This window comes from Mycobacterium sp. ENV421, assembly GCF_002887815.1.
Taxonomy (GTDB): Bacteria; Actinomycetota; Actinomycetes; order Mycobacteriales; family Mycobacteriaceae; genus Mycobacterium.
Genome location: NZ_PDHO01000006.1, coordinates 214,433 through 234,151 on the forward strand (window position 1 = coordinate 214,433; position 19,719 = coordinate 234,151).

The window sequence follows — 19,719 nt, forward strand, 5'->3', positions numbered from 1 at the left end:
AGGGGTTGCTGATATCGGAACCGCCTGGGTTGCTGTGGGAGTCGTGTGCCCCAGGCTCGACCGCCGGGATCACACCATTCCGTTGATGACGAACTTCGAGAGCTCCTTGCCTGTCTTGCCGTCGTAGGCGTGCACGGTGCACACCAGGCAGGAGTCGAAGCTGCGAGCCACGTGACCAAGCTCGACCGGGTCCTCGGCATCCACGATCGGCGAGCCGACCAAAGCCTTCTCCATCGGGCCCAGGACGTCGGATCCGTCGCGCGGCCCGATGTTCCACGCCGTCGGGGTGACGACCTGGTAGTTCTTGATCTTGCTGTCCTCGATGACAATCCAGTCGCTCAGCGAGCCACGCGCGGCCTCGGTGGAACCGAAGCCTTTGCCTTCGGCGTACTCGGTGGGCTTGCTGTAGAAGCTCTCCTTGAGGTCGAGCTGGTCGAGCCAGGACCTCACCCACTTGTAGTACTTCGGCGCCTCGTGCATCCGCGCCAGCTGTCGCACCATCACGCTCGGCCCGATCTTGCCAACCATGTCGACGAACAGCGGGTCGTTGTCCTGATGCGGCAATGCATTAGGACCACCCGCGGCCATCCGCCGGGCCAGCGGACCAGCCTCGAGCGGAATCGTGCCCAGGTCTCCGACGGCATAGCGCGGCGACTTGGCCCAGCTGTACTTGCCCTGCTTCCTGCCCTCTTCGGGGTCCACCGGGATGGTCTCGCCGTCGAACGGGTGCAGCGGCGTGCTGCCCTCGTAGAACGAGTGGGCGACGTCCTCGCGAACGTTGGCCTGATCGAACTCGTACCACTGGCCTTTGGCGTAGATGCCGCCACGACCGATCAGCGCGGCGTTGCGACCGTCGATGGTGGGGTTCTCGTACAGCGTCGGGTCGAAGTAGGTACCGGTGGCGATGTAGTTGCCTACGCCCTGACCGTACTTGTCCAGGCCGATGTCGAGGGCGTAGCGGATGAAAAAGCCGCAGTCGCTGTTGTACTGGGACTCGTTCTCGTCGACCCACGCCAGAACGTCGTCCCAGGTCTTGTTCTCCAGCCAGCGGTCGATGCTGCAGCCCAGCCACTGGCCTTCGAGCCAGTTGTCCTTCCAGTGCTCCAGGATCGCGATCGAGCGCGTCACGTCCGACAGCGTGGGCGCACACATGACGCCGCCGGGCACCATGAAGCTCGAATGCGGCCACTGCCCGCCGAAGATCGCATACACCTCGACCGGCTTGTTCGAAAGCACCACTCCCGGTTGGTAACTGGTGCCGACGTAGGGCGCGAAGCGGCGAACCGCCTCGTCATACATCTTGGACTTGGCGTAGTTCTTGTTGGTCAGGTCGATGGCGAACAGCGCATAGAAGTAGCGGGGAATCGACTGCAGCGTTTCGCATGCCTGGGCGATGTTGCGGATCAGCGTCGCGTTCGCCGGCATGTGAGTGCGCCAGGCGGTGTCCAGGGCGTAGGCCGACTTGTACAGATGGCTGCCGCCGCAGATCCCGCAGATGCGGGGGCACACGACGAGACCGGACTGCGGGTCCTTGCCCCGCAGGATGATCTCGAAGCCGCGGAACATCGCGGCCTCCGTCCATGCCGAGGTGACGACACCGTCGTCGATCGTGACCCGGACGTCGAGGTCACCTTCGACGCGGCCCAGTGGGCTGACGAACAAGTCGAGCGCGGTCATGTGAAGTCCTCCATAGGAATTGGGCTGAGGCTGTGCTGGCGGATTCGGCTAGACCACGAACATGTCTTCTTTGGACCACTGCGGCGCAGCGATCCGAGCCGCCGCGGCGTGGGCCATGTAGGTGAGGTGGTCGGATCCTTCCGGCACTTCCTTGGGGATCACCCCACCGACCTTCTGGGTCTTGAACAGTGTTCCCGGCGCCAGGTCGAAGTGCGGGAACTCCGGCTCGGTGCAGCCCAGGCACGGCATGCCGGCCCGGGTCTTCGACGACTGCCGGTTCCACAGGATGCGATTACACGGGGAGTGCGTCATCGGACCCCGGCAGCCGAACTCGTAGAACAGGCAGCCGGTGCGGGTCCCTTCACCGAAGGACATCGTCGACTGCTTGTACTCGAAGAACTGCACACGGGTGCAACCGGTTTGGGTGAACGTCTTGAAGAACGTCTCGGGCCGGTGCAGCTCGTCCAGTGCGATGTCGCCGGCGCGGCCGGTGGCCAGCGCCACGATGATCTGGGTGATCCAGTCCGGGTGGGCAGGGCAGCCGGGGATGTTGATGACCGGCAGGCCCATCTTGGAGCGGAAGTCCGGTCCGAGGAACCCGCCCTTGTCACGCTTGTGGAACTGCAATCCGGTCGACGCCGACGGGTTGGGCTCCATCGCCGGGATGCCGCCCCAGCAGGCGCAGTCGCCGATGGCGACGACGATCTGCGCGGCGCCGGCCAGATCGGTCACCCAGTCCTTCATCGGGCGGTCGGCGAACATGTCCATCCGGCCGCTGCCGTCGGGCGCCTCGATGACCGTGCCCTCGAACACGAAGATGTCAAGGGGCCGTTCACCTTTGGCGCAGTCCCAGAATAATTTCTGGGCGTTGTTGCCGAGCTCGAGGCCAAGCGAAGGATGCCAGATCAGGTCCAAACCGAAGTCGACGATGAGGTCGACGACGTTGGGTTCCTCGGCGTTGAGAAACGACATGGTGTTGCCACTACATGCCCCTCCCTGAAACCACAGAACGGAAGCCATGCGAACTCCTTTCAGATGACGCCCCTGGGCGAGACCGAGATCGGGCGTAGGTGTGCTGAATGGAAGGCGGGCGGATGGGTGGACAAGATGGTCACTACCGGCCCACTCGGCGACCGAATGAGCGGGCCACCTGGATCATGAAATTCATTCCCCGGCCGACGTCAGGGTCCTTGGTCACCTTCCACAAGCCGAACAGCCCTTTCGGGGGCGCGACGGTGGCGGCGGCCTTGGCATCCACCACGGCCTCGCCGAGAGCGCTGAGCACCGGCGTCGCCGCGACGAGGGTGGCGGACAGCGCAGCCAGACTCGCCGCCAGCGCTTGGATGTCGACACCCTTCAGCGCCGCGGCCCCGGGGACTGCGCTGCCCAAGGGGGCGCCCTTCAGTTCGGTGAGGGCCGAGGACAGCGAGTTGCTGATGGTGTCGCCGCGGCGGATGAAGCCGTCTAGGCCGGAGACCAGTACCGCCAGCAGTTCGGCGTGATCGAGCAGTGTGTTGAGCGCTTCGGCAACCGCGGGATCGTCAAGGCGCTCGCGGATTTGATCGCCCGGCGACGTGGCCACTGTCTGCCCGTTGGCCGTCATGCGCTTCTCCCGGGTCGCTGGCGAATGTGCTTCAAGCCACAAAAGTAGACTTATGTCACGACCCCTGCCTATCGCTTTCGCGCAGCAGCTGTCAGGATTGCGAAGAGTTGTGCGCGCTGAAGCGCGCTCGATCTTTCGGAGGCTTGTGTGAGCGGCACGAATAACCTACTCGCCGACGACTGGTTTGCGCAGCTACGCTGATGTCACGGTTGACCCGACTGGGCTACATCGACGTCCGCCGCACCAGCAACCCGGTCCGCCGCAAGGTGCGGTCGCGCGGCGTGCCGCCGGCACTGGCGCTGCACGAGATCTTCTACACCGAAGACGTCGGCGAGGCGTCACGACTGATCGCCAAAACCCTTGGCCCACTGAATCTGATGGTCGAGGCCGACCAGGTGGCCGGTTTCGCGGCCACCATGCACGGCGTCCGGCTGCGCAACGTCAGCATGCTCTACCTCGACGTGCACGTCGCCGCGACCATCGACATCCCGCTGCTGGGACCGTTTTACGGGGTGCACATGCCGATGAACGGCCACGCGATCGTCGAGCACCGCGGTCACACGTTCGAGGCCAACACGATCCGCTCCGCGGTGACCAGTCCAGGGGCGTCGCTGCAGATCGCGTTCGGCCACGACTCACCGCAGCTGATCATTCGGGTGGAGGAGCGCTCCATGGCCGCCCACCTGACCCGGCTGCTGGGCCGCAGCCTGAGCCACCCGCTGGTGTTCGACCCGGAGTTCGACATGGCCACCGAAGCGGCGATGCGCTGGCATGCCGCAGTACAACTCATCCACACCGAGGTCTTCCACGAGGGATCGCTGGTGCAGCGCGGTCGCGGAATCGGAGCCATCGAGGAATTCGTGATGAGCAGCCTTCTGCACCTGCAGCCCTCGAACTATCACGACGAATTCCTCGCACCCGCCCAGCCCGACCAACGCGGCGCGGTCGTCCAGAACGCGATGAATTACATCGATGATCACCTCGCCGAACGCATTACGATGGATGCCGTCGCCCGGGCCGTGCACATGAGCGTGCGCTCGATCCAGCAGGGGTTCCGCGAGGAACTGGGCATGACACCGATGACCTACCTCCGCGAGCGCCGGTTGGAGCGCGTCCACGAGGAACTCACTGACGCCATCCCCGCGGACGGTGTGACCGTGACACAGGTGGCCGAGAGGTGGGGTTTCCACCACCTCGGAAGCTTCGGCGTCGAGTACCGGAAGCGTTGGGGCGAAGCACCTTCGGAGACTCTGCGGCGCTAGCCGCCGTCAGTCTCCAGCGGTATCGCCACCGTGACTGTGGTTCCCGCCCCGGGCCGCGATCTGACCGTCAGTGTTCCGCCGACCAGTTCGGCGCGCTCGGCCATCGACAACATGCCGTAACCGCCCGAATGCGTCCCCGGAGACGACTCGAAGCCCACCCCGTTGTCGGCCACCTCCAGCAGGGCCTGTCCGTCGGTGACCGCGAACCGGACGGTGGCGACCATCGCGCGAGAATGCTTGACGACGTTCTGAAGTCCTTCTTGCGCAATACGATATAGCGCCACTTCGATGTGCTCGGGTAGCCGCTGGTCGACCAGGTTGAGCTCCAGGTCCACCTCGGGGATGGAGGTGGCGAGACTGGCCAGTCCACCGGCCAGGCCCAAATCGTCGAGCACCGGCGGCCGCAGGCCGCTGATCGCCGAACGCGCCTCGGCCAGCGTGAGATCGACCAGATCCCTTGCCTTTTCCAGCTGCTCGGCGGCCGAAGGCTGATCCAGGTCGTCAACGGCCCGGGCCGCCGCATCCAGCCGGTAGGTCAGCCCGACCAGACGCTGCGAGATGCCGTCGTGAATGTCACCGGCCAGCCTGCGGCGTTCGCTCTCCTGAGCGGCGATCACCTGTTCGGCGAAATTCTCGTGCGCGCGTTCACGTGCCGACAGCTGCCGGTGCAGCCGCGCCTGGTGCAGCGCGCCGGCGATCAGCCGGCCGATGACGAGCAGCAGCTCGATGTCGCGCGGGGTGAAGTCGCGTCGCTCGATGGTGTGCACGTTGAGTACACCCACCAGCCCGCCGGGCTCGGTCTCCATCGGTACCGACGCCATCGAGGCAAAGTCCTTGCCGCGCAACGCCGCGATCGGCACGTATCTCGGGTCGGCTTCCTTGTCGCTGACGATCACCACTGGTTCCCGGTGGCTGGCTACCCACCCCGAGACGCCCGACCCCAGCGGCATCCGGATGCGGCCGACCTGCTCGTCGAACGGCGGTGTGGCGCCCGCCAGCGTCAGCGATTGATCGGTGTCGTCGAGAACGTGGACGAAGCAGACATCGGATGCCGTTGCCGCGGTGATCATTCGGGCGACCGCCGCCGCCATCGGTTCCACCTCGGGCCCGCTCGACGTCGCGGCGATGATGTCGAGCAGCAGAGCGACTTCCCGGTCCGCGTCGACCAGCCCGTGCACGGCGTGCGGGCTGACACCCTTGGCCGGGCTCATCGGAAGATGCCTTCCCGCAACGCGGTCGCCGCGGCACTGGTGCGGTCACTGACCTTCAGCTTGCGATAGATGGAACTGAGGTGGGTCTTGACGGTCTCTTCGCCGATCACCAGCTTGGCGGCGATGCCACGGTTCGACAACCCGGTCACCACCAGCGACAGGATCTCGCTCTCCCGCTGAGTGAGCCCGTGCCGGGCACCCGGCCAGAACTGGTCACTCTGCAGCCGCGCCGCGGTCTCCGCCGCCCGCGCGGCCAGCCCGGCGTCGATCGCCGTGGAGCCTCCGTGCACACCTTCCAGCTGGCGCACCAACTCGTCGCTGCTGATGCCCTTGAGCAGATAGCCCGACGCCCCGACCCGCATCGCCTGGAAGAGGTACTGCTCGTCGTCGTACACCGAGAGCAGGATGACTTTGCGGCCGGGGTCGCGCTCCCGGATCTCCCGGCACAGATCGAGGCCGCTGGCGCCCTGCATCCGTACGTCACACAGGACGATGTCGGGCTTCAGGTCGGCGATGACGGCCATGGCCTTTTCCGCGCCCACCGCCTCGCCCACCACCTCGACGCGTTCGGCGAACGGCGCGAGCATCGCCTTGAGGCCCTCGATGACCATCTCGTGGTCATCGACCAGCACCACCCGCACCGTCATGGACAACACCGTAGTGGGGCAACCGCTCTTATCGGACGACAATCCGGCTCGACACCTGTCAAATATGCGGAAAGACCACGGCCACAGCAGATTACAGCGGAAAATCCTCGGCGGTCGGGGAGTGTGCCGCCGGGGACGCGGGTGAGACCTCCACCCTGTACTCCCCCGGTCGGGGGATGCTCGCGGCATATCGACCGGACCATACTTTCCCCGTGGCCACGATGCTTTTGGACACGATCAGCCGGAATCGATCCTTCTGGTGGGATCGGGCGCGGTGCGCGCATGACGACGCCCCCGAACTCGAAGCGGTCATTTTCGACTTCGACGCGCCGCTGGCGGCCACCGAACGCGACGCGCACATGTTCCGTGAGCTGATCTGGAGCCTGCACTGCGGCGATATCCGGGTCGGAGTCACGTCGGCAGGTCCCCGCGACTGGGTCGAACCACTGATCCGCGAACTCATCGGCGACGGTGTGGTCGAGGTGCTGATCACCGGCGACGACGTCATCCGACCCAAGCCCGACCCCGAGGTGTATCACCGGGCGCTGTGCGAACTCGGGGTCGGTCCCGAGTCCGCGATGGCCGTCGAGCATTCCCCCGCCGGGTTCCACACCGCGCGTTCGGCGGGTCTCGCGACGATCGTCGTCACCACCCTGGGCATCCGCAACCGGGACTTCGCCGGCGCGGCCGCCGTCCTGGACCGCTACGACGGTGACGAACCGCTGTCAGCCGGCCGATGTCGGCGACTGCACGAGCAGTGGTGGATCAACCGCAGCCGACTCAGCGCCTAGCTAGCTCTGGCCGCACGCGGCCATGACCAATTCGCGTACTCGCGCCGCGTCGGCCTGCCCCTTGGTGGCTTTCATCACCGCGCCGACGATCGCACCCGCCGCCTGCACCTTGCCGCCGCGGATCTTCTCGGCGATATCGGGATTGGCGGCCAGCGCTTCATTGATAGCGGTCTGAATCAGCGAGTCGTCGCGGACCAGCGCCAAACCCCGGTCGGTCATCACCTGCTCGGGCTCACCCTCACCCGCGAGCACACCTTCGATGACCTGGCGTGCCAGCTTGTTCGACAGCTTGCCCTCGTCGACCAGCGCGACAACCTTCGCCACCTGAGCCGGCGTGATCGGCAGTGCTGCCAGCTCAACGCCGGATTCGTTGGCTTTCTGCACCAAGAAGTTTCCCCACCAGGCCCGGGCCTGCTCACTGCCGGCGCCCGCCTCGACCGTCGCGGCGACCAGCTCGATCGCGCCCGCGTTCACCAGGTCGCGCATCACCTCGTCGGAAATGCCCCAGTCGTCCTGAATTCGCTTGCGCGACAACCACGGAAGCTCCGGGATCGTGGCACGCAGCCGAGCCACCAGTTCCTCGCTCGGGGCCACCGGCTCCAGATCGGGCTCCGGGAAGTACCGGTAGTCCTCGGCGGTCTCCTTGTCGCGGCCCGGTGAGGTGAAGCCGCCCTCGTCGAAGTGCCGGGTCTCCTGATGGATCTTGCCGCCCTCGACGAGAATCGCTGCCTGGCGACGCATCTCGTAGCGGACCGCCACCTCGACGCTCTTGAGGGAGTTGACGTTCTTGGTCTCGGTGCGGGTGCCGAACTCCTGCTGTCCGATCGGGCGCAGCGACACGTTGGCGTCGCAGCGCAGCGAGCCCTGATCCATCCGCACATCGGAGACACCCAGCCCACGCAGCAGGTCCCGCAACGCCGTCACGTAGGCGCGAGCCACCTCGGGTGCCCGCTCGCCGGTGCCCTCGATCGGCTTGGTGACGATCTCGATCAACGGAACCCCGGCGCGGTTGACGTCCAGCAGCGAGGTGGTGGCACCGTGGATGCGGCCGGTGTCGCCGCCGACGTGGGTGAGCTTGCCGGTGTCCTCTTCCATGTGCGCCCGCTCGATGGCGACGCGGAAGGTGCTGCCGTCGTCGAGCGGGACGTCGAGGTAACCGTCGAAGGCGATCGGCTCGTCGTACTGCGAGATCTGATAGTTCTTCGGCTGGTCGGGATAGAAGTAGTTCTTCCGCGCGAAGCGCGACCAGGGGGCAATCGAGCAGTTCAGCGCGAGGCCGATCCGGATGGCCGATTCGACGGCCGCCTCGTTGAGCACCGGCAACGCCCCGGGCATGCCGAGGCAGACCGGGCACACCTGGGTGTTGGGCTCGGCGCCGAAGGTCGTCGCGCAGGGGCAGAACATCTTGGTGGCGGTCGACAGCTCGACGTGCACCTCGAGCCCGAGCACCGGGTCGAAGCGGGCGATGACGTCGTCGTAGTCGAGCAGGTCAGCCTGCGCAGCAGCAGTCATGAGTCGATCTTAGTGGGTCGCTTTTCCCCGCCGAGCAGACACAAACTCGGGCTTCGGAAGCCGAAAAAGGCCGAGTTTCTGTCTGCTCGCGGATGGAGCGCTCAGCCGAAGAAGGCGGCCGCGTCGTCGTAGCGGCTCTGCGGCACCAGCTTGAGTTGGCGCACCGCGTCCGCCAACGGCACCCGGCCGATGTCCTGCCCGCGCAGCGACACCATCATCCCGTACTCACCGGCATGCGCTGCGTCGGCGGCGTTGACGCCGAATCGGGTGGCCAGCACCCGGTCATAGGCCGTCGGGGTGCCGCCGCGCTGCACGTGCCCGAGCACGGTGACCCGGACTTCCTTCTTGATCCGCTTCTCCACCTCCATGGCCAGTTGCTGAGCCACCCCGGTGAAGCGTTCATGCCCGAATTCGTCGGTGCCGCCCTGGCGCAGCTGCATCGACCCCTCGGCCGGCTTGGCCCCTTCGGCCACCACGATGATGAAGCTGGACTCCCCGCGCTGGAAGCGTTTCTTGACCAGCCGGCACACCTCTTCGACGTCGAAGGGCTGCTCGGGGATCAGGGTCATGTGCGCACCCGAGGACAGCCCGGCGTTCAGCGCGATCCAGCCCGCGTGCCGGCCCATCACCTCGACCAGCATCACCCGCTGATGCGACTCCGCGGTGCTGTGCAGCCGGTCGATCGCCTCGGTGGCGATCTGCAGCGCGGTGTCGTGGCCGAATGTGACGTCGGTGCAGTCGATGTCGTTGTCGATGGTCTTGGGCACACCGACGACGGGCACACCCTCCTCGGACAGCCAGTGCGCGGCGGTCAGGGTTCCTTCGCCGCCGATCGGGATCAACACGTCGATCCCGTTGTCCTCCAACGTCTGCTTGATGTCGTCCAGACCGGCGCGCAGCTTGTCGGGATTGGTGCGGGCGGTGCCCAGCATGGTGCCGCCCTTGGCCAGCAACCGGTTGTTGCGGTCGTCGTTGTGCAGCTGGATCCGGCGGTCCTCGAGCAGGCCCCGCCAGCCGTCCAGAAACCCGACCACCGAAGACCCGTAGCGGGCGTCGCAGGTCCGCACCACAGCCCGGATCACCGCATTCAGGCCCGGACAGTCACCCCCACCGGTCAGCACTCCGATACGCATGGGACCTATCCTGCCCCGTCAGATCGCTGTTGGCAGCGAACCGCGGGCGGACTCATAGGCCGCACCTATGCGGTACAGCCGGTCGTCGGCCAGCGCCGGCGCCATGATCTGCAGGCCGACCGGCAGATTGTCGTCGGTCGACAGCCCCGACGGCACCGACATTCCGCAATGCCCGGCCAGGTTCAACGGCAGCGTGCACAGGTCGAACAGATACATCGCCAGAGGGTCGTCGACCTTCTCCCCCAGCCGGAAGGCGGTGGTCGGGGTGGCCGGGGACACCAGCACGTCCACCTGCTCGTAGGCGGCGTCGAGGTCACCGGCGATCAGGGTGCGAACCTTCTGCGCCTGGTTGTAGTAGGCGTCGTAATAGCCCGCTGACAGCGCGTATGTGCCAATGATGATGCGGCGCTTGACTTCTGGGCCGAATCCGGCCGCGCGCGTCAGTGCCATCACCTCTTCTGCGCTGTGAGTGCCGTCGTCGCCGACCCGCAACCCGTAGCGCATGGCGTCGAAGCGGGCGAGGTTGCTCGACACCTCCGAGGGCAGGATCAGGTAGTAGGCGGACAGCGAGTAGTCCAGGTGCGGGCAGTCCACCTCGCTGACCTGGGCACCCAGCGCTTCGAGCTGCTCGACGGCGGCGTTGAACGAATCCAGCACGCCCGGCTGGTACCCCTCACCGCTGCGCAGCTGCTTGACCACACCGATCCGCACACCCGACAGGTCGCCGGTGGCACCGGCCTTGGCGGCCGCCACCACATCGGGGACCTGCGCGTCGACGGAGGTGGAGTCGCGCGGGTCGTGCCCGGCGATCACCGAATGCAACAACGCGGTGTCGAGCACGGTGCGCGCACACGGCCCGCCCTGGTCGAGCGACGACGCGCACGCCACCAGTCCGTAACGCGACACCGTTCCGTAGGTGGGCTTGACCCCGACGGTCGCGGTCAGCGCCGCCGGCTGGCGGATCGAGCCGCCGGTGTCGGAGCCGATCGCCAGCGGCGCCTGGAAGGCGGCCAGCGCGGCAGCGCTGCCACCGCCCGAACCGCCCGGCGTCCGGTCGACGTCCCACGGATTGCGGGTCGGGCCGTAGGCCGAGTTCTCGGTGGAACTGCCCATCGCGAACTCGTCCATGTTCGTCTTGCCGAGAATCGGGGTGCCCGCGGCGCGCAGCCGGGCCGTCACCGTCGCGTCGTACGGCGAGGTCCAGCCTTCGAGGATCTTCGAGCCGCACGTCGTCGGCATGTCGACGGTGGTGAAGACGTCCTTGAGCGCGAGCGGCACACCGGCCAGCGGCGACGGCAGCGTCTCCCCGGCGGCGACGGCGGCGTCAACGCGGGCAGCACTGGCCAGTGCCTCGTCGGCGGCGACGTGCAAGAAGGCGTGATAGCGCTCGTCGGTGGCGGCGATCTGGTCCAGGCAGGCCTGGGTCACCTCGACCGAGGACACCTCTTTGGCCGCGATCTTCTCGCCCAGGGTGGCGGCGTCGAGCCGGATCAAGTCACTCACTGGGGCTCCCCCAAAATCTGCGGGACCGCGAAGCGGCCCTCCTCTGCGGCCGGCGCCTCGGCGAGCGCTTCGGACTGGGTCAGGCACTGCTGAACCACGTCGGGCCTGGTGACGTTGACGTCTTTCAGGGGATTGTCGGTCGGCTTCACGTCTGCGGTGTCGACGGCCTGAATCTGGCTGACGTGCTCCAGGATGGCGTCGAGCTGGCCGGCGAAGCTCTCTAGTTCATGGTCGGTCAGGGCCAGCCGGGCCAGCTTGGCGAGCCGGGCGACATCGTCGCGGGAGATCTGGGACACGGTGGTCAAGCCTAGGTGAAAGGGCGATCCGCGTGCCGTGGGGACTGCTTCTGGTCGGCCTGCCGCTGAGCGCCCCTGCTGGTCCTCGCCCTGCCCGCGGTAGCTACGGCGCCAGGCGGCCGCCCCTACCGGAATGCTGAGTCCAGGCGGCTGTGAAACAGTGTGCGCGTGCCTTCGTATCTGCTGCGGGTCCAGCTGGCCGACCGGCCCGGTAGCCTCGGCTCGCTCGCCGTGGCGCTGGGCACCGTCGGCGCCGACATCCTGTCGCTCGACGTGGTCGAGCGGGGGCCCGGCTGGGCGATCGACGACCTGGTCGTCGAGCTGCCGCTCGGTGCGATGCCCGACATGCTGATCACGGCCGCCGAACAGATCAAGGGTGTCCGGGTCGACACCATCCGGCCGCACACCGGCCTGTTGGAGGCCCATCGCGAGCTGGAGCTGATCGACCACATCGCGGCGGCAGGCAACCGGGCCGCCAAGCTGCAGGTTCTCGCCGACGAGGCGCCGCGGGTGCTGCGGGTGGGCTTCTGCACGGTGGCCCGGATGTCGGAGTCGGGCCTGGAACGCGTGGTCGGCAGTTCCGGCGCGCCGGAGACCGCGGCGACCTCCGCGCCGTGGCTGCCGCTCGCACATGCCGAAGCCCTCGACGGCACCGCCGATTGGGTGCCGCAGGTGTGGCGGGACATGGACACCACGCTGGCCGCCGCGCCACTCGGCGACCCGAATACCGCGGTGTTGTTGGGCCGCCCGGGCGGGCCGTTGTTCCGGCCTTCCGAGGTGGCCCGGCTGGGCTATCTGGCCGGGATAGTCGCGACGATTCTTCGCTGACTCAGTCGTCGGCGTCGGCCGGCGGCGGCGGCGGTCCTTCGTCCAACAGCGTGCGGAACCCGTCCTCGTCGAGGATCGGCACGCCCAGCTCGACGGCCTTGTCGTATTTCGATCCGGGCGAATCGCCCGCCACCACATACGAGGTTTTCTTCGACACCGAACCGACCGCCTTGCCGCCGCGGCTGATGATGGCCTCCTTGGCCTCGTCGCGCGAGAAGTTCGGCAGCGAGCCGGTGACGACGATCGAAAGTCCTTGCAGCGTAGGGCTGATCGAGTCGTCGCGGACGTCTTCCATCCGCACCCCGGCGGCGCGCCATTTGTCGATGATCGCGCGATGCCAGTCGACGGCGAACCATTCGACGAGCGCGGCGGCGATCGTCGGGCCGACACCTTCGACGTCGGCGAGCTGCTCCTCGGTGGCGGCCATGATCGCGTCGAAGCTGCCGAACGCCACGGCCAGCGCCCGCGCCGCGGTCGGCCCGACGTGCCGGATCGACAACGCCACCAGGATCCGCCACAGCGGCCGGTCCTTGGCCTGCTGCAGGTTGATCAGGAAGCGGGCGCCGTTGGCTGACAGCGTCCCGTCCTTGGTGGTGAAGAATTCCGAGGTCAGCAGGTCGGCGCTGGTGAGATCGAACAGGTCACCCTCGTCGGTGATGACCTTGGCGGCCAGCAGCGCGGTGGCCGCCTCGTAACCCAGCCCCTCGATGTCCAGCCCACCGCGGCCGGCCAGGTGGAAGACCCGCTCACGCAGTTGCGCGGGGCAGGATCGGGCGTTCGGGCACCGGATGTCGACATCGCCCTCCTTGGCCGGGGCCAGCGGGGTGCCGCACTCCGGGCAGTGGGTGGGCATCACGAATTCGCGCTCGGTGCCGTCGCGCAGGTCGACGACGGGTCCCAGGACCTCGGGGATCACGTCACCGGCTTTGCGGATCATCACGGTGTCGCCGATCAGCACGCCTTTGCGCTTGACCTCCGAGCCGTTGTGCAGGGTGGCCATGCCGACCGTCGATCCGGCGATCTTCACCGGCGTCATCATCGCGAAGGGGGTGACGCGGCCGGTGCGACCGACATTGACCTGAATGTCCAGCAGCTTGGTCTGCGCTTCCTCCGGCGGATACTTGTAGGCGCACGCCCAGCGCGGCGCACGAGAGGTGGCGCCGAGGCGGCGCTGCTGAGCGAAGTCGTCGACTTTGACCACGACACCGTCGATTTCGTGCTCGATCTCATGGCGGCGCTCGCCCCAATAGACGATCTTCTCCTCGACGGCGGCCAGCCCCGCCACCCGTGTGGTGTGATCGGACACCGGCAGACCCCAGGCCTTCAACGCGAAGTAGGTGTCGTGCAGGGAGTCCGGCGCGAATCCTTCGGTGCGGCCGAGGCCGTGGCAGATCATCCGCAGCCGCCGGCGGGCGGTGACCGCCGGATTCTTCTGCCGCAGCGAGCCGGCCGCGCTATTGCGCGGGTTGGCGAACGGCGCCTTGCCCTCCTCGACCAGGCTGGCGTTGAGGTTCTCGAAATCGGCCAGCATGAAGAACACCTCGCCACGCACCTCGAGGAGCGCCGGAACCGGGTAATCCGCTGACGCGGTGAGAGTTTCGGGGATGTCGTCGATGGTGCGCGCATTATTCGTCACGTCCTCGCCGACCCGGCCGTCACCGCGGGTGGCGGCCCGCTCCAGCCGGCCGTTGCGGTACACCAGCGCGATCGCGACGCCGTCGATCTTCAACTCGCACAGGTACTGCGGGTCCCGGCCGATCTCGGCTTCGACCCGGCTGGACCAGGCCGCCAGTTCCTCGGTGTTGAACACGTCGTCGAGGCTCAGCATGCGGTCCAGGTGGGCGGCCTCGGCGAAGTCGGTGGCGAAGCCCGCGCCGCCGACCAGCTGGGTCGGCGAGTCGGCAACGCGAAGCTCGGGAAAGCGATCCTCGAGTGCGAGGAGCTCGTTGAAGAGCCTGTCGAACTCCGCGTCGGAGACGATCGGCGCGTCCTTGATGTAGTAGCGGAACTGATGCTCGCGCACCTCTTCGGCAAGTTCCTGCCAACGCCGCCGCACATCCGGATCGATGGGATCGACCTCGGGATCGGACGTCTCTGCAGCCACCCCCGAAGGCTATCGGAGGCCACTGACGCCACACGCACGAGCAACCGACGCACTGCCGGCGAGCGGCCGCGGCCGGTGACCGGGGCCGGCCGTCTAGGGGCGGCAGCGGGCGATGACCGAACCCATCTTCCGGGCTTTCGTGCTGGTGTCGACCTCGGGGTGCACGCCGTTCTGGAACAGGACGATGATGTCGGACCCACCGAACGCGAAGAACCCGAATTCGTCGCCCTTGGCCACCTGGCCACCCTGCGCCGCAGTCACGTTCACCGAACCCACATGCGACATGCCCACGGGGACTACGGCAACGACGCCGAGATCGCCGTTTCCCGACGTCGAGGTGTCCAGTGTGAGGACCCCCCGGTTTTGGAAGAACTCGTACCCGGTGTGTGCGCTGTCGCGCGCCTTGAGCTGATGATCCTCGAGGTCGACTTGCATGTAGACCTGACCGGAGATCACGAACGACTCCTCGACTGTCCCCGCGACCGGGACGTGGAAGCGGTGGTACGCCGACGGGGGCAGCATGTAGTGCACGAAGGTGCCGCCTGCAAAAGCATCGGCAAAGCGACTGCCATCGATCAACTGCGTGATGTTGCCGTAGTGGCGGCCTTTGATGGCGGTGGCCGGGATGTTGGAGTCGGCGTCGATGTCGTAGCAGTGTCGGAAGCTGCAGTCCGCCGGTGAGGTCACCACCGCGTTGTCGGCGGGCGCACTGATGGGACGCAGACCCGCGTTGAGCTCGCGGGCGAAGAACTGATTGAAGGTCAGCCAGCCGCTGGGCGTGTTCGGCCGGCCGTCGATGAGAGATTCTTCGATCGTGTATTCGGGCGCCTCGCGCAGAAACGACTGCAGAATGTCGTCATCGAAGGACTCGGTGGTGTCCAGAAAGCTGCCCCACTCTCGAGCGAACTCGGTGAGCCAGCCGCGGAACTTCGGCGAATTCTCCGCGATCGCGGCCTCTGAGGCGTCCACCTTCTGGTCGACCAGCCAGAAGAAGTGAGCCAGCCGGTCGCTGACCTCCTTGGCGTAACGGTCCTGTGGCGCAGAGGTTTTCCATGCCGGCGCGTCGGTCTGCTGCGGTATCCAGCGGACGAACCTGGACAGGTAGTCGTAATACTGGGTCAGGTCCCGCGGCCAGTCGAGTACGTCATAGACGTCCGCATCGAGGTCGGTGGCCGCGCGCTCGGCAGCGCTGCGCAACGACTTCTCCAGCACCTCCGCGAGGCTGGCATCGTCATTGAGCAGGGCCTGCAGACTCCGCACGATCTCGTCGGGCTGTTTCATGAACTTCACTCCTCACTCTCGGGGGTGGGAACGGGGTCGCAGTCGACACCGCCCGGTCAGCGCCGGGAACTGTTGCGGTCCGCCCTGACTTGGCTCAGGAGGAATGCCCCGCCGGGCACGACGCCCAGAACGATCCGCGCGAGCCGGTCCCGGACTCGTTGGTGTGACGGCGGCGTGGCGCTGCGCTGCGACAAGTCGCGATAGCCCGCGCCGGCCCAGATGGTCGCGGCAGCGGCGTCGGTGAGACCGGCCCGGGCTCGGTTGCGGTCGACGGCGGCAAGTCCCACCGCGGTCAGGGCATGAACCGCGTCGACCCAGACGCCCATCGCAAGCACCTCGGGGCTGGGCCGCCAGCCGGACAGCAGAGCTTGAGTCAGGTGGCGGGCTCCCAAGATCCGGGCGACGACCACGCTCTTGGTATCGACCTCGATGCGGTGCACACTTTCCATGACGGCGCGAGGCGCGACGAGCAGGGCCAGGCCCCACCCGGCGCGGGTCAATTCGATGGATCTGGAACGCGTGGTGGGCACATCCGTGCTCAGCGGTCTGGACGGCAACGTGTCGACGGTCATGCTGTCTCCTCCGGTCGGCAGAGCCAGGGCCCCATACCGGCGCGGCATCACGTGCGTTCCGCACATCACGGCCACCGGACGGCCCATGCTCGGGACAATCGGTCAAGCGGTACCCGGATCCTCGGCATCATCACCTCCCCGCCGCACATTCTCAGGACTTTGCAAGGCTGTCGAACACGGCGCCGCGGCGAACACCGCCGGCGGGTCGCTCGTGGCAGTGTTGAGCCCATGCCCCATCCGGTCATGTTCGACGGCTCCGACCCGATCCTGGCTCGGGTGCGCACCATCGCATTGGCGCTACCGGAGGCGACCGAGAAAATCTCGCACGGCAGGCCCAAGTTCTCGGCGCCGAAGATGTTCGCCGTCTACGGCGGCCAGAAGAATCCCAGCGGCCCGATGATCCGGTACGCCCATGCCCTGCTGATCAAGGTCGACGACAGTGAACGGGAGGCTCTGCAGCAGGACACCCGGTTCTTCTTCCCGGCTTACCTCGGTCCGTACGGCTGGCTGGGCCTGGACTTCGATGCCGCCGAGATCGATTGGACGGAAGTCGCCGAACTGATCGACGCGTCGTTCCGCCTGCAGGCCCCGGCGCGGCTGATCAAGCAGCTGGACCGCTAGCCGGCCAACGCGGGCTCGGATACCGGAGTCGGCTGCAGCCGTATGAGATTGGCTCGCACCACCCGTGCCAGGATCGACGGCCGCATCAACCGGGTGGGCGAATCGAGCATGCCGATCACCCGGAAAAACTGACTGTTGACCACCGGATCGGTCTCGACGGCGGTGAGAACCATGTCGGAGAACTTGTTGTTGAGGCGCATTGCCAACGGTCGTTCGCCTGCGACTTCGGGCAACGACAGATCGGCGCTGACCGCGTTGCGCCACGCCACCCGGACGACCTTGGCGGCGGCTCGGGAGAACCGCTGCGGCAAATCCGTCTCACCCTTTCGCAGAGAACGTTGCAACGCCAGCGCTTCCAAGGCCGCCACCGACATGCCCTGCCCGTAGATCGGGTTGAAGCTGCACACGGCGTCGCCGATGGCGATGAACCCATCGGGTCGCCGGGGCATCTCGTCGTAGCGACGCCACCGACTCGACGGCGTGCGGTAGTGAGCTACCTGGCCGACCGGTTCGGCGGTTTCGAGTACCTCGAGAATGTGCCCGGGAGCTCGCCGCCGCGCCATCGCCACCATGTCCGTGTAGTCGCGGGCCTGCTCCGCGCCGGCCATCACGCCGACGGTCATCAGCCAGGTGTCGTTCTCGTGGTTGAGCAGGGCCACCGTGGTGGCCTCACCGGGTTTGGGGAACAGCGCCACCATGTGCTGGCGGATCGCGCCCGGCGGGATCCGCAGCCACTGGCTGGTGTAGGCCAGGTTGATCATCAGCTCGTCCTCGCGGGGCCGGCCGTAGCCGAGGTCCTCCAGGAAGACCGGTGCGCGCGATCCCCTACCGCTGGCGTCGATGACCAGATCGGCGCCCAGCACCGCAGCCTCGTCGCGACGCGCAACCAACACTCCGGTCACCCGGGTGCGATCCTCGGACGATGTCACGTCTACCACGTCGTGACCGCCGAGTACCGTGACGTTCGGAATCCCCGAAAGTCGTTTCATCACATGCCAATCCAGGAACGGCCGGCTCGGCATGTAGGAGGTCACCGGATTGGGCAGGTGCCCCGACGGCAGAAATCGATGCCCGCCGTACTCGAGAATCACCCGGGAGAGGTCGCCGTCGCCCCAGGTCGGTGCCCCCTCGGCGACCATCTCGTCGAGGATGCCGGGAAACAGCTCGTCGACCACGGCCACCCCGCCGGCTTGTAAGACGTGACCGTGACTCGCCTGCGGGACGCCGCGGCGGCGGGACGGGTGTCCGGGAGGCATGTCGCGATCGACCACTATGACGGTCCGATAGTGCTCGGCGGCCACCCGCGCCGCCAGCATTCCCGCCATGCTCGCCCCCAGGACCACAGCCCGTTCACCAAGCAGTGCCATTTCGAACCCCCAGTCTCGACCCGCCGCGGCGTTTCCGCTGGTTGAAATGCTAGGGGCAGGAGCGGCCAGTGCTATGAGTAGTCCGATACGCAAATTTTGGATCGGCTGCTATGTGGCTCGATCGCTTCGGGGTCCTCGGCGATGGCATCGCCCGCGACGCGAGGATGTCAACTGTCGGGTACGCGATCGGCACCATCGCGGCCACGACGTTCGGCGCCGTTCTGGACAGCGCGGTCACCCGCGAGGCGACTACCCGGCTAGATCGCGTCGGGATCCTCAGCCACTGCGTCGGCGGCCCGCTGGCACAACCCGATCGCTGCGCGCGCCCACGCCGCGTCCGCGCCGGCCAGTCCGCAGGCCGGACTGATGCCGACGCGATCGCGAATAGCATTGCGGGAGAATCCGATTCGATCAGTGATCGCCACCGCCGCGGCGGCCACCTCTTCAGCCGACGGCCGGGCCGCCGGGGCACTCGTCGACACCAATCCGAACACCACACAACGCCCCGAGTCCAGGAACTCGCCAAGCCCGTCGAAGTCCGCGTCACCAAGAGTGCTCGCATCCAGCGAGACGGCGTGGATAGCGCTGCGCTGCACCACATTCCACGGTACCGCGGCACAACTGTGCAGCATCACCTCGGCGCCCGCGGCGGCCACGCACGCGTCGAGCAGACCGATCGCCACCACCTCGTCGACCGGATGCACCGGGTTCAGCGCCGTCACCCCGGTCAGCCGGCCGGCCAGCGCCGCGGACAGCAACGGCTCGTCATACTGCACCACCACCGTCGTCGCCAACCGTCGGGCCAGCTCGGCGCGGTGCCGCGCCACCCCTTCGGCCAGTGACGACGCCAGATCGCGGACCGCGCCCGCATCGGTGAGCGCCCGGTGCCCTCCTGCCAACTCGAGCTGGGCGGCGAGCGTGACCGGGCCCGGCGCCTGCACCTTGACCGGCCGCCCGGAGCCGGGGCCGCCGGCTTTCTCCCACGCCTCCTCGATCGCGTCGATGTCCTCCTCGAGCAGGCTCTTCGCCCGACGGGTGACGGCGCCCGGCCGGGCGGCGATGCGGTAGCCGCGCGGCACGGTGTCGATGGCGATGTCGACCAGCAGCGCGCCGGCCCGCCCGATCATGTCGGCGCCCACCCCGCGGGCCGGCAGTTCGACCAGGTGCGGCAGTCGGTGCAGCTCCCCGACCATGATCTCGGCGGCTTCGCGCGGGGCGGAACCCGGCCACGAGCCGATGCCGGTGGCTGCCGCGAAATCACTCACCGGGCAACCGTATTGGACGCACCCGCCGCACCGCACGCCCGGGGGC

The 19,719-nt window shown here is 67.3% G+C and carries 18 protein-coding genes and 1 pseudogene; 5 read left to right on the top strand and 14 right to left on the bottom strand.

What is annotated here, in order from left to right:
• Positions 1–69: 69 nt before the first annotated feature.
• From CRM90_RS10615 to CRM90_RS10625, 3 genes are all read right to left on the bottom strand, one after another.
• Positions 70–1,677 carry a nickel-dependent hydrogenase large subunit gene (locus tag CRM90_RS10615; protein ID WP_102806933.1) on the bottom strand — a complete coding sequence of 536 codons (1,608 nt, stop codon included), beginning with the start codon at positions 1,675–1,677 and terminating at the stop codon, positions 70–72.
• A gap of 48 nt (positions 1,678–1,725) precedes the next feature.
• The gene (locus tag CRM90_RS10620; protein WP_102806934.1) at positions 1,726–2,697 is read right to left on the bottom strand and encodes an NADH-quinone oxidoreductase subunit B family protein; all 972 of its coding nucleotides are present in this window, start codon (positions 2,695–2,697) and stop codon (positions 1,726–1,728) included.
• Between the two features lie 94 nt (positions 2,698–2,791).
• A complete protein-coding gene (locus CRM90_RS10625; RefSeq protein ID WP_102806935.1) occupies positions 2,792–3,280 on the bottom strand; it encodes a DUF1641 domain-containing protein in 489 nt (162 codons plus the stop codon).
• Between the two features lie 200 nt (positions 3,281–3,480).
• On the opposite strand from CRM90_RS10625, the gene CRM90_RS10630 reads away from it, so the two are divergent.
• On the top strand, positions 3,481–4,542 hold the full coding sequence (locus CRM90_RS10630) for an AraC family transcriptional regulator (RefSeq protein ID WP_102806936.1): 1,062 nt from the start codon (positions 3,481–3,483) through the stop codon (positions 4,540–4,542).
• On the opposite strand, the gene CRM90_RS10635 is transcribed toward CRM90_RS10630, so the two are convergent.
• Positions 4,539–5,753: a GAF domain-containing sensor histidine kinase gene (locus tag CRM90_RS10635; protein ID WP_102806937.1), complete on the bottom strand. Its 1,215-nt coding sequence runs from the start codon at positions 5,751–5,753 to the stop codon at positions 4,539–4,541. The two genes, CRM90_RS10630 and CRM90_RS10635, sit on opposite strands and share 4 nt — an antisense overlap.
• Positions 5,750–6,400 (bottom strand): response regulator, encoded by a 651-nt coding sequence (locus CRM90_RS10640; RefSeq protein WP_102806938.1) that lies wholly within the window; start codon positions 6,398–6,400, stop codon positions 5,750–5,752. The genes CRM90_RS10635 and CRM90_RS10640 overlap by 4 nt, the downstream gene beginning before the upstream one ends.
• Positions 6,401–6,621: 221 nt before the next feature.
• Between CRM90_RS10640 and CRM90_RS10645 the strand changes: the two genes are divergently transcribed.
• Positions 6,622–7,191, top strand: a complete 570-nt coding sequence (locus CRM90_RS10645; RefSeq protein ID WP_233209268.1) for an HAD family hydrolase — start codon at positions 6,622–6,624, stop codon at positions 7,189–7,191.
• Here CRM90_RS10645 and gatB read toward each other — a convergent pair whose 3' ends face one another.
• The 4 genes from gatB to gatC all read right to left on the bottom strand — a co-directional run bounded on the left by gatB (position 7,192) and on the right by gatC (position 11,635).
• On the bottom strand, positions 7,192–8,703 hold the full coding sequence (gene gatB, locus CRM90_RS10650; protein ID WP_102806940.1) for an Asp-tRNA(Asn)/Glu-tRNA(Gln) amidotransferase subunit GatB: 1,512 nt from the start codon (positions 8,701–8,703) through the stop codon (positions 7,192–7,194).
• A 101-nt stretch (positions 8,704–8,804) separates the two neighbouring features.
• Positions 8,805–9,836 carry an ATP-dependent 6-phosphofructokinase gene (locus CRM90_RS10655; protein WP_036339260.1) on the bottom strand — a complete coding sequence of 344 codons (1,032 nt, stop codon included), beginning with the start codon at positions 9,834–9,836 and terminating at the stop codon, positions 8,805–8,807.
• A gap of 18 nt (positions 9,837–9,854) precedes the next feature.
• Complete coding sequence (gene gatA / locus CRM90_RS10660) at positions 9,855–11,339, bottom strand: Asp-tRNA(Asn)/Glu-tRNA(Gln) amidotransferase subunit GatA (RefSeq protein ID WP_102806941.1); 1,485 nt, start codon at positions 11,337–11,339, stop codon at positions 9,855–9,857.
• The gene (gatC, locus tag CRM90_RS10665; RefSeq protein WP_102806942.1) at positions 11,336–11,635 is read right to left on the bottom strand and encodes an Asp-tRNA(Asn)/Glu-tRNA(Gln) amidotransferase subunit GatC; all 300 of its coding nucleotides are present in this window, start codon (positions 11,633–11,635) and stop codon (positions 11,336–11,338) included. Before gatC ends, gatA begins: the two co-directional genes overlap by 4 nt.
• 168 nt (positions 11,636–11,803) lie before the next feature.
• On the opposite strand from gatC, the gene CRM90_RS10670 reads away from it, so the two are divergent.
• Positions 11,804–12,463 carry an ACT domain-containing protein gene (locus tag CRM90_RS10670; RefSeq protein WP_102806943.1) on the top strand — a complete coding sequence of 220 codons (660 nt, stop codon included), beginning with the start codon at positions 11,804–11,806 and terminating at the stop codon, positions 12,461–12,463.
• A gap of 1 nt (position 12,464) precedes the next feature.
• Here the strand turns inward: CRM90_RS10670 and ligA are convergent, their stop codons facing one another.
• From ligA to CRM90_RS10685, 3 genes are all read right to left on the bottom strand, one after another.
• A complete protein-coding gene (gene ligA, locus CRM90_RS10675; protein ID WP_102806990.1) occupies positions 12,465–14,531 on the bottom strand; it encodes an NAD-dependent DNA ligase LigA in 2,067 nt (688 codons plus the stop codon).
• 129 nt (positions 14,532–14,660) lie between these two features.
• A complete protein-coding gene (locus CRM90_RS10680; RefSeq protein ID WP_102806991.1) occupies positions 14,661–15,848 on the bottom strand; it encodes a phosphatidylserine decarboxylase in 1,188 nt (395 codons plus the stop codon).
• 56 nt (positions 15,849–15,904) lie between these two features.
• Positions 15,905–16,420: a hypothetical protein gene (locus CRM90_RS10685; RefSeq protein WP_102806992.1), complete on the bottom strand. Its 516-nt coding sequence runs from the start codon at positions 16,418–16,420 to the stop codon at positions 15,905–15,907.
• A 228-nt stretch (positions 16,421–16,648) separates the two neighbouring features.
• Between CRM90_RS10685 and CRM90_RS10690 the strand changes: the two genes are divergently transcribed.
• Positions 16,649–17,041, top strand: a complete 393-nt coding sequence (locus CRM90_RS10690; RefSeq protein WP_102806944.1) for an MmcQ/YjbR family DNA-binding protein — start codon at positions 16,649–16,651, stop codon at positions 17,039–17,041.
• On the opposite strand, the gene CRM90_RS10695 is transcribed toward CRM90_RS10690, so the two are convergent.
• A complete protein-coding gene (locus CRM90_RS10695) occupies positions 17,038–18,408 on the bottom strand; it encodes an FAD-dependent oxidoreductase (RefSeq protein WP_142391353.1) in 1,371 nt (456 codons plus the stop codon). The genes CRM90_RS10690 and CRM90_RS10695 overlap by 4 nt on opposite strands.
• A 110-nt stretch (positions 18,409–18,518) precedes the next feature.
• On the opposite strand from CRM90_RS10695, the pseudogene CRM90_RS30210 reads away from it, so the two are divergent.
• A pseudogene (locus CRM90_RS30210) lies at positions 18,519–18,656 on the top strand (DUF4244 domain-containing protein); the annotation flags it as partial.
• A gap of 9 nt (positions 18,657–18,665) precedes the next feature.
• On the opposite strand, the gene CRM90_RS10700 reads toward CRM90_RS30210, so the two are convergent.
• Positions 18,666–19,673, bottom strand: a complete 1,008-nt coding sequence (locus tag CRM90_RS10700) for a uroporphyrinogen decarboxylase/cobalamine-independent methonine synthase family protein (protein WP_102806945.1) — start codon at positions 19,671–19,673, stop codon at positions 18,666–18,668.
• Positions 19,674–19,719: the final 46 nt, after the last annotated feature.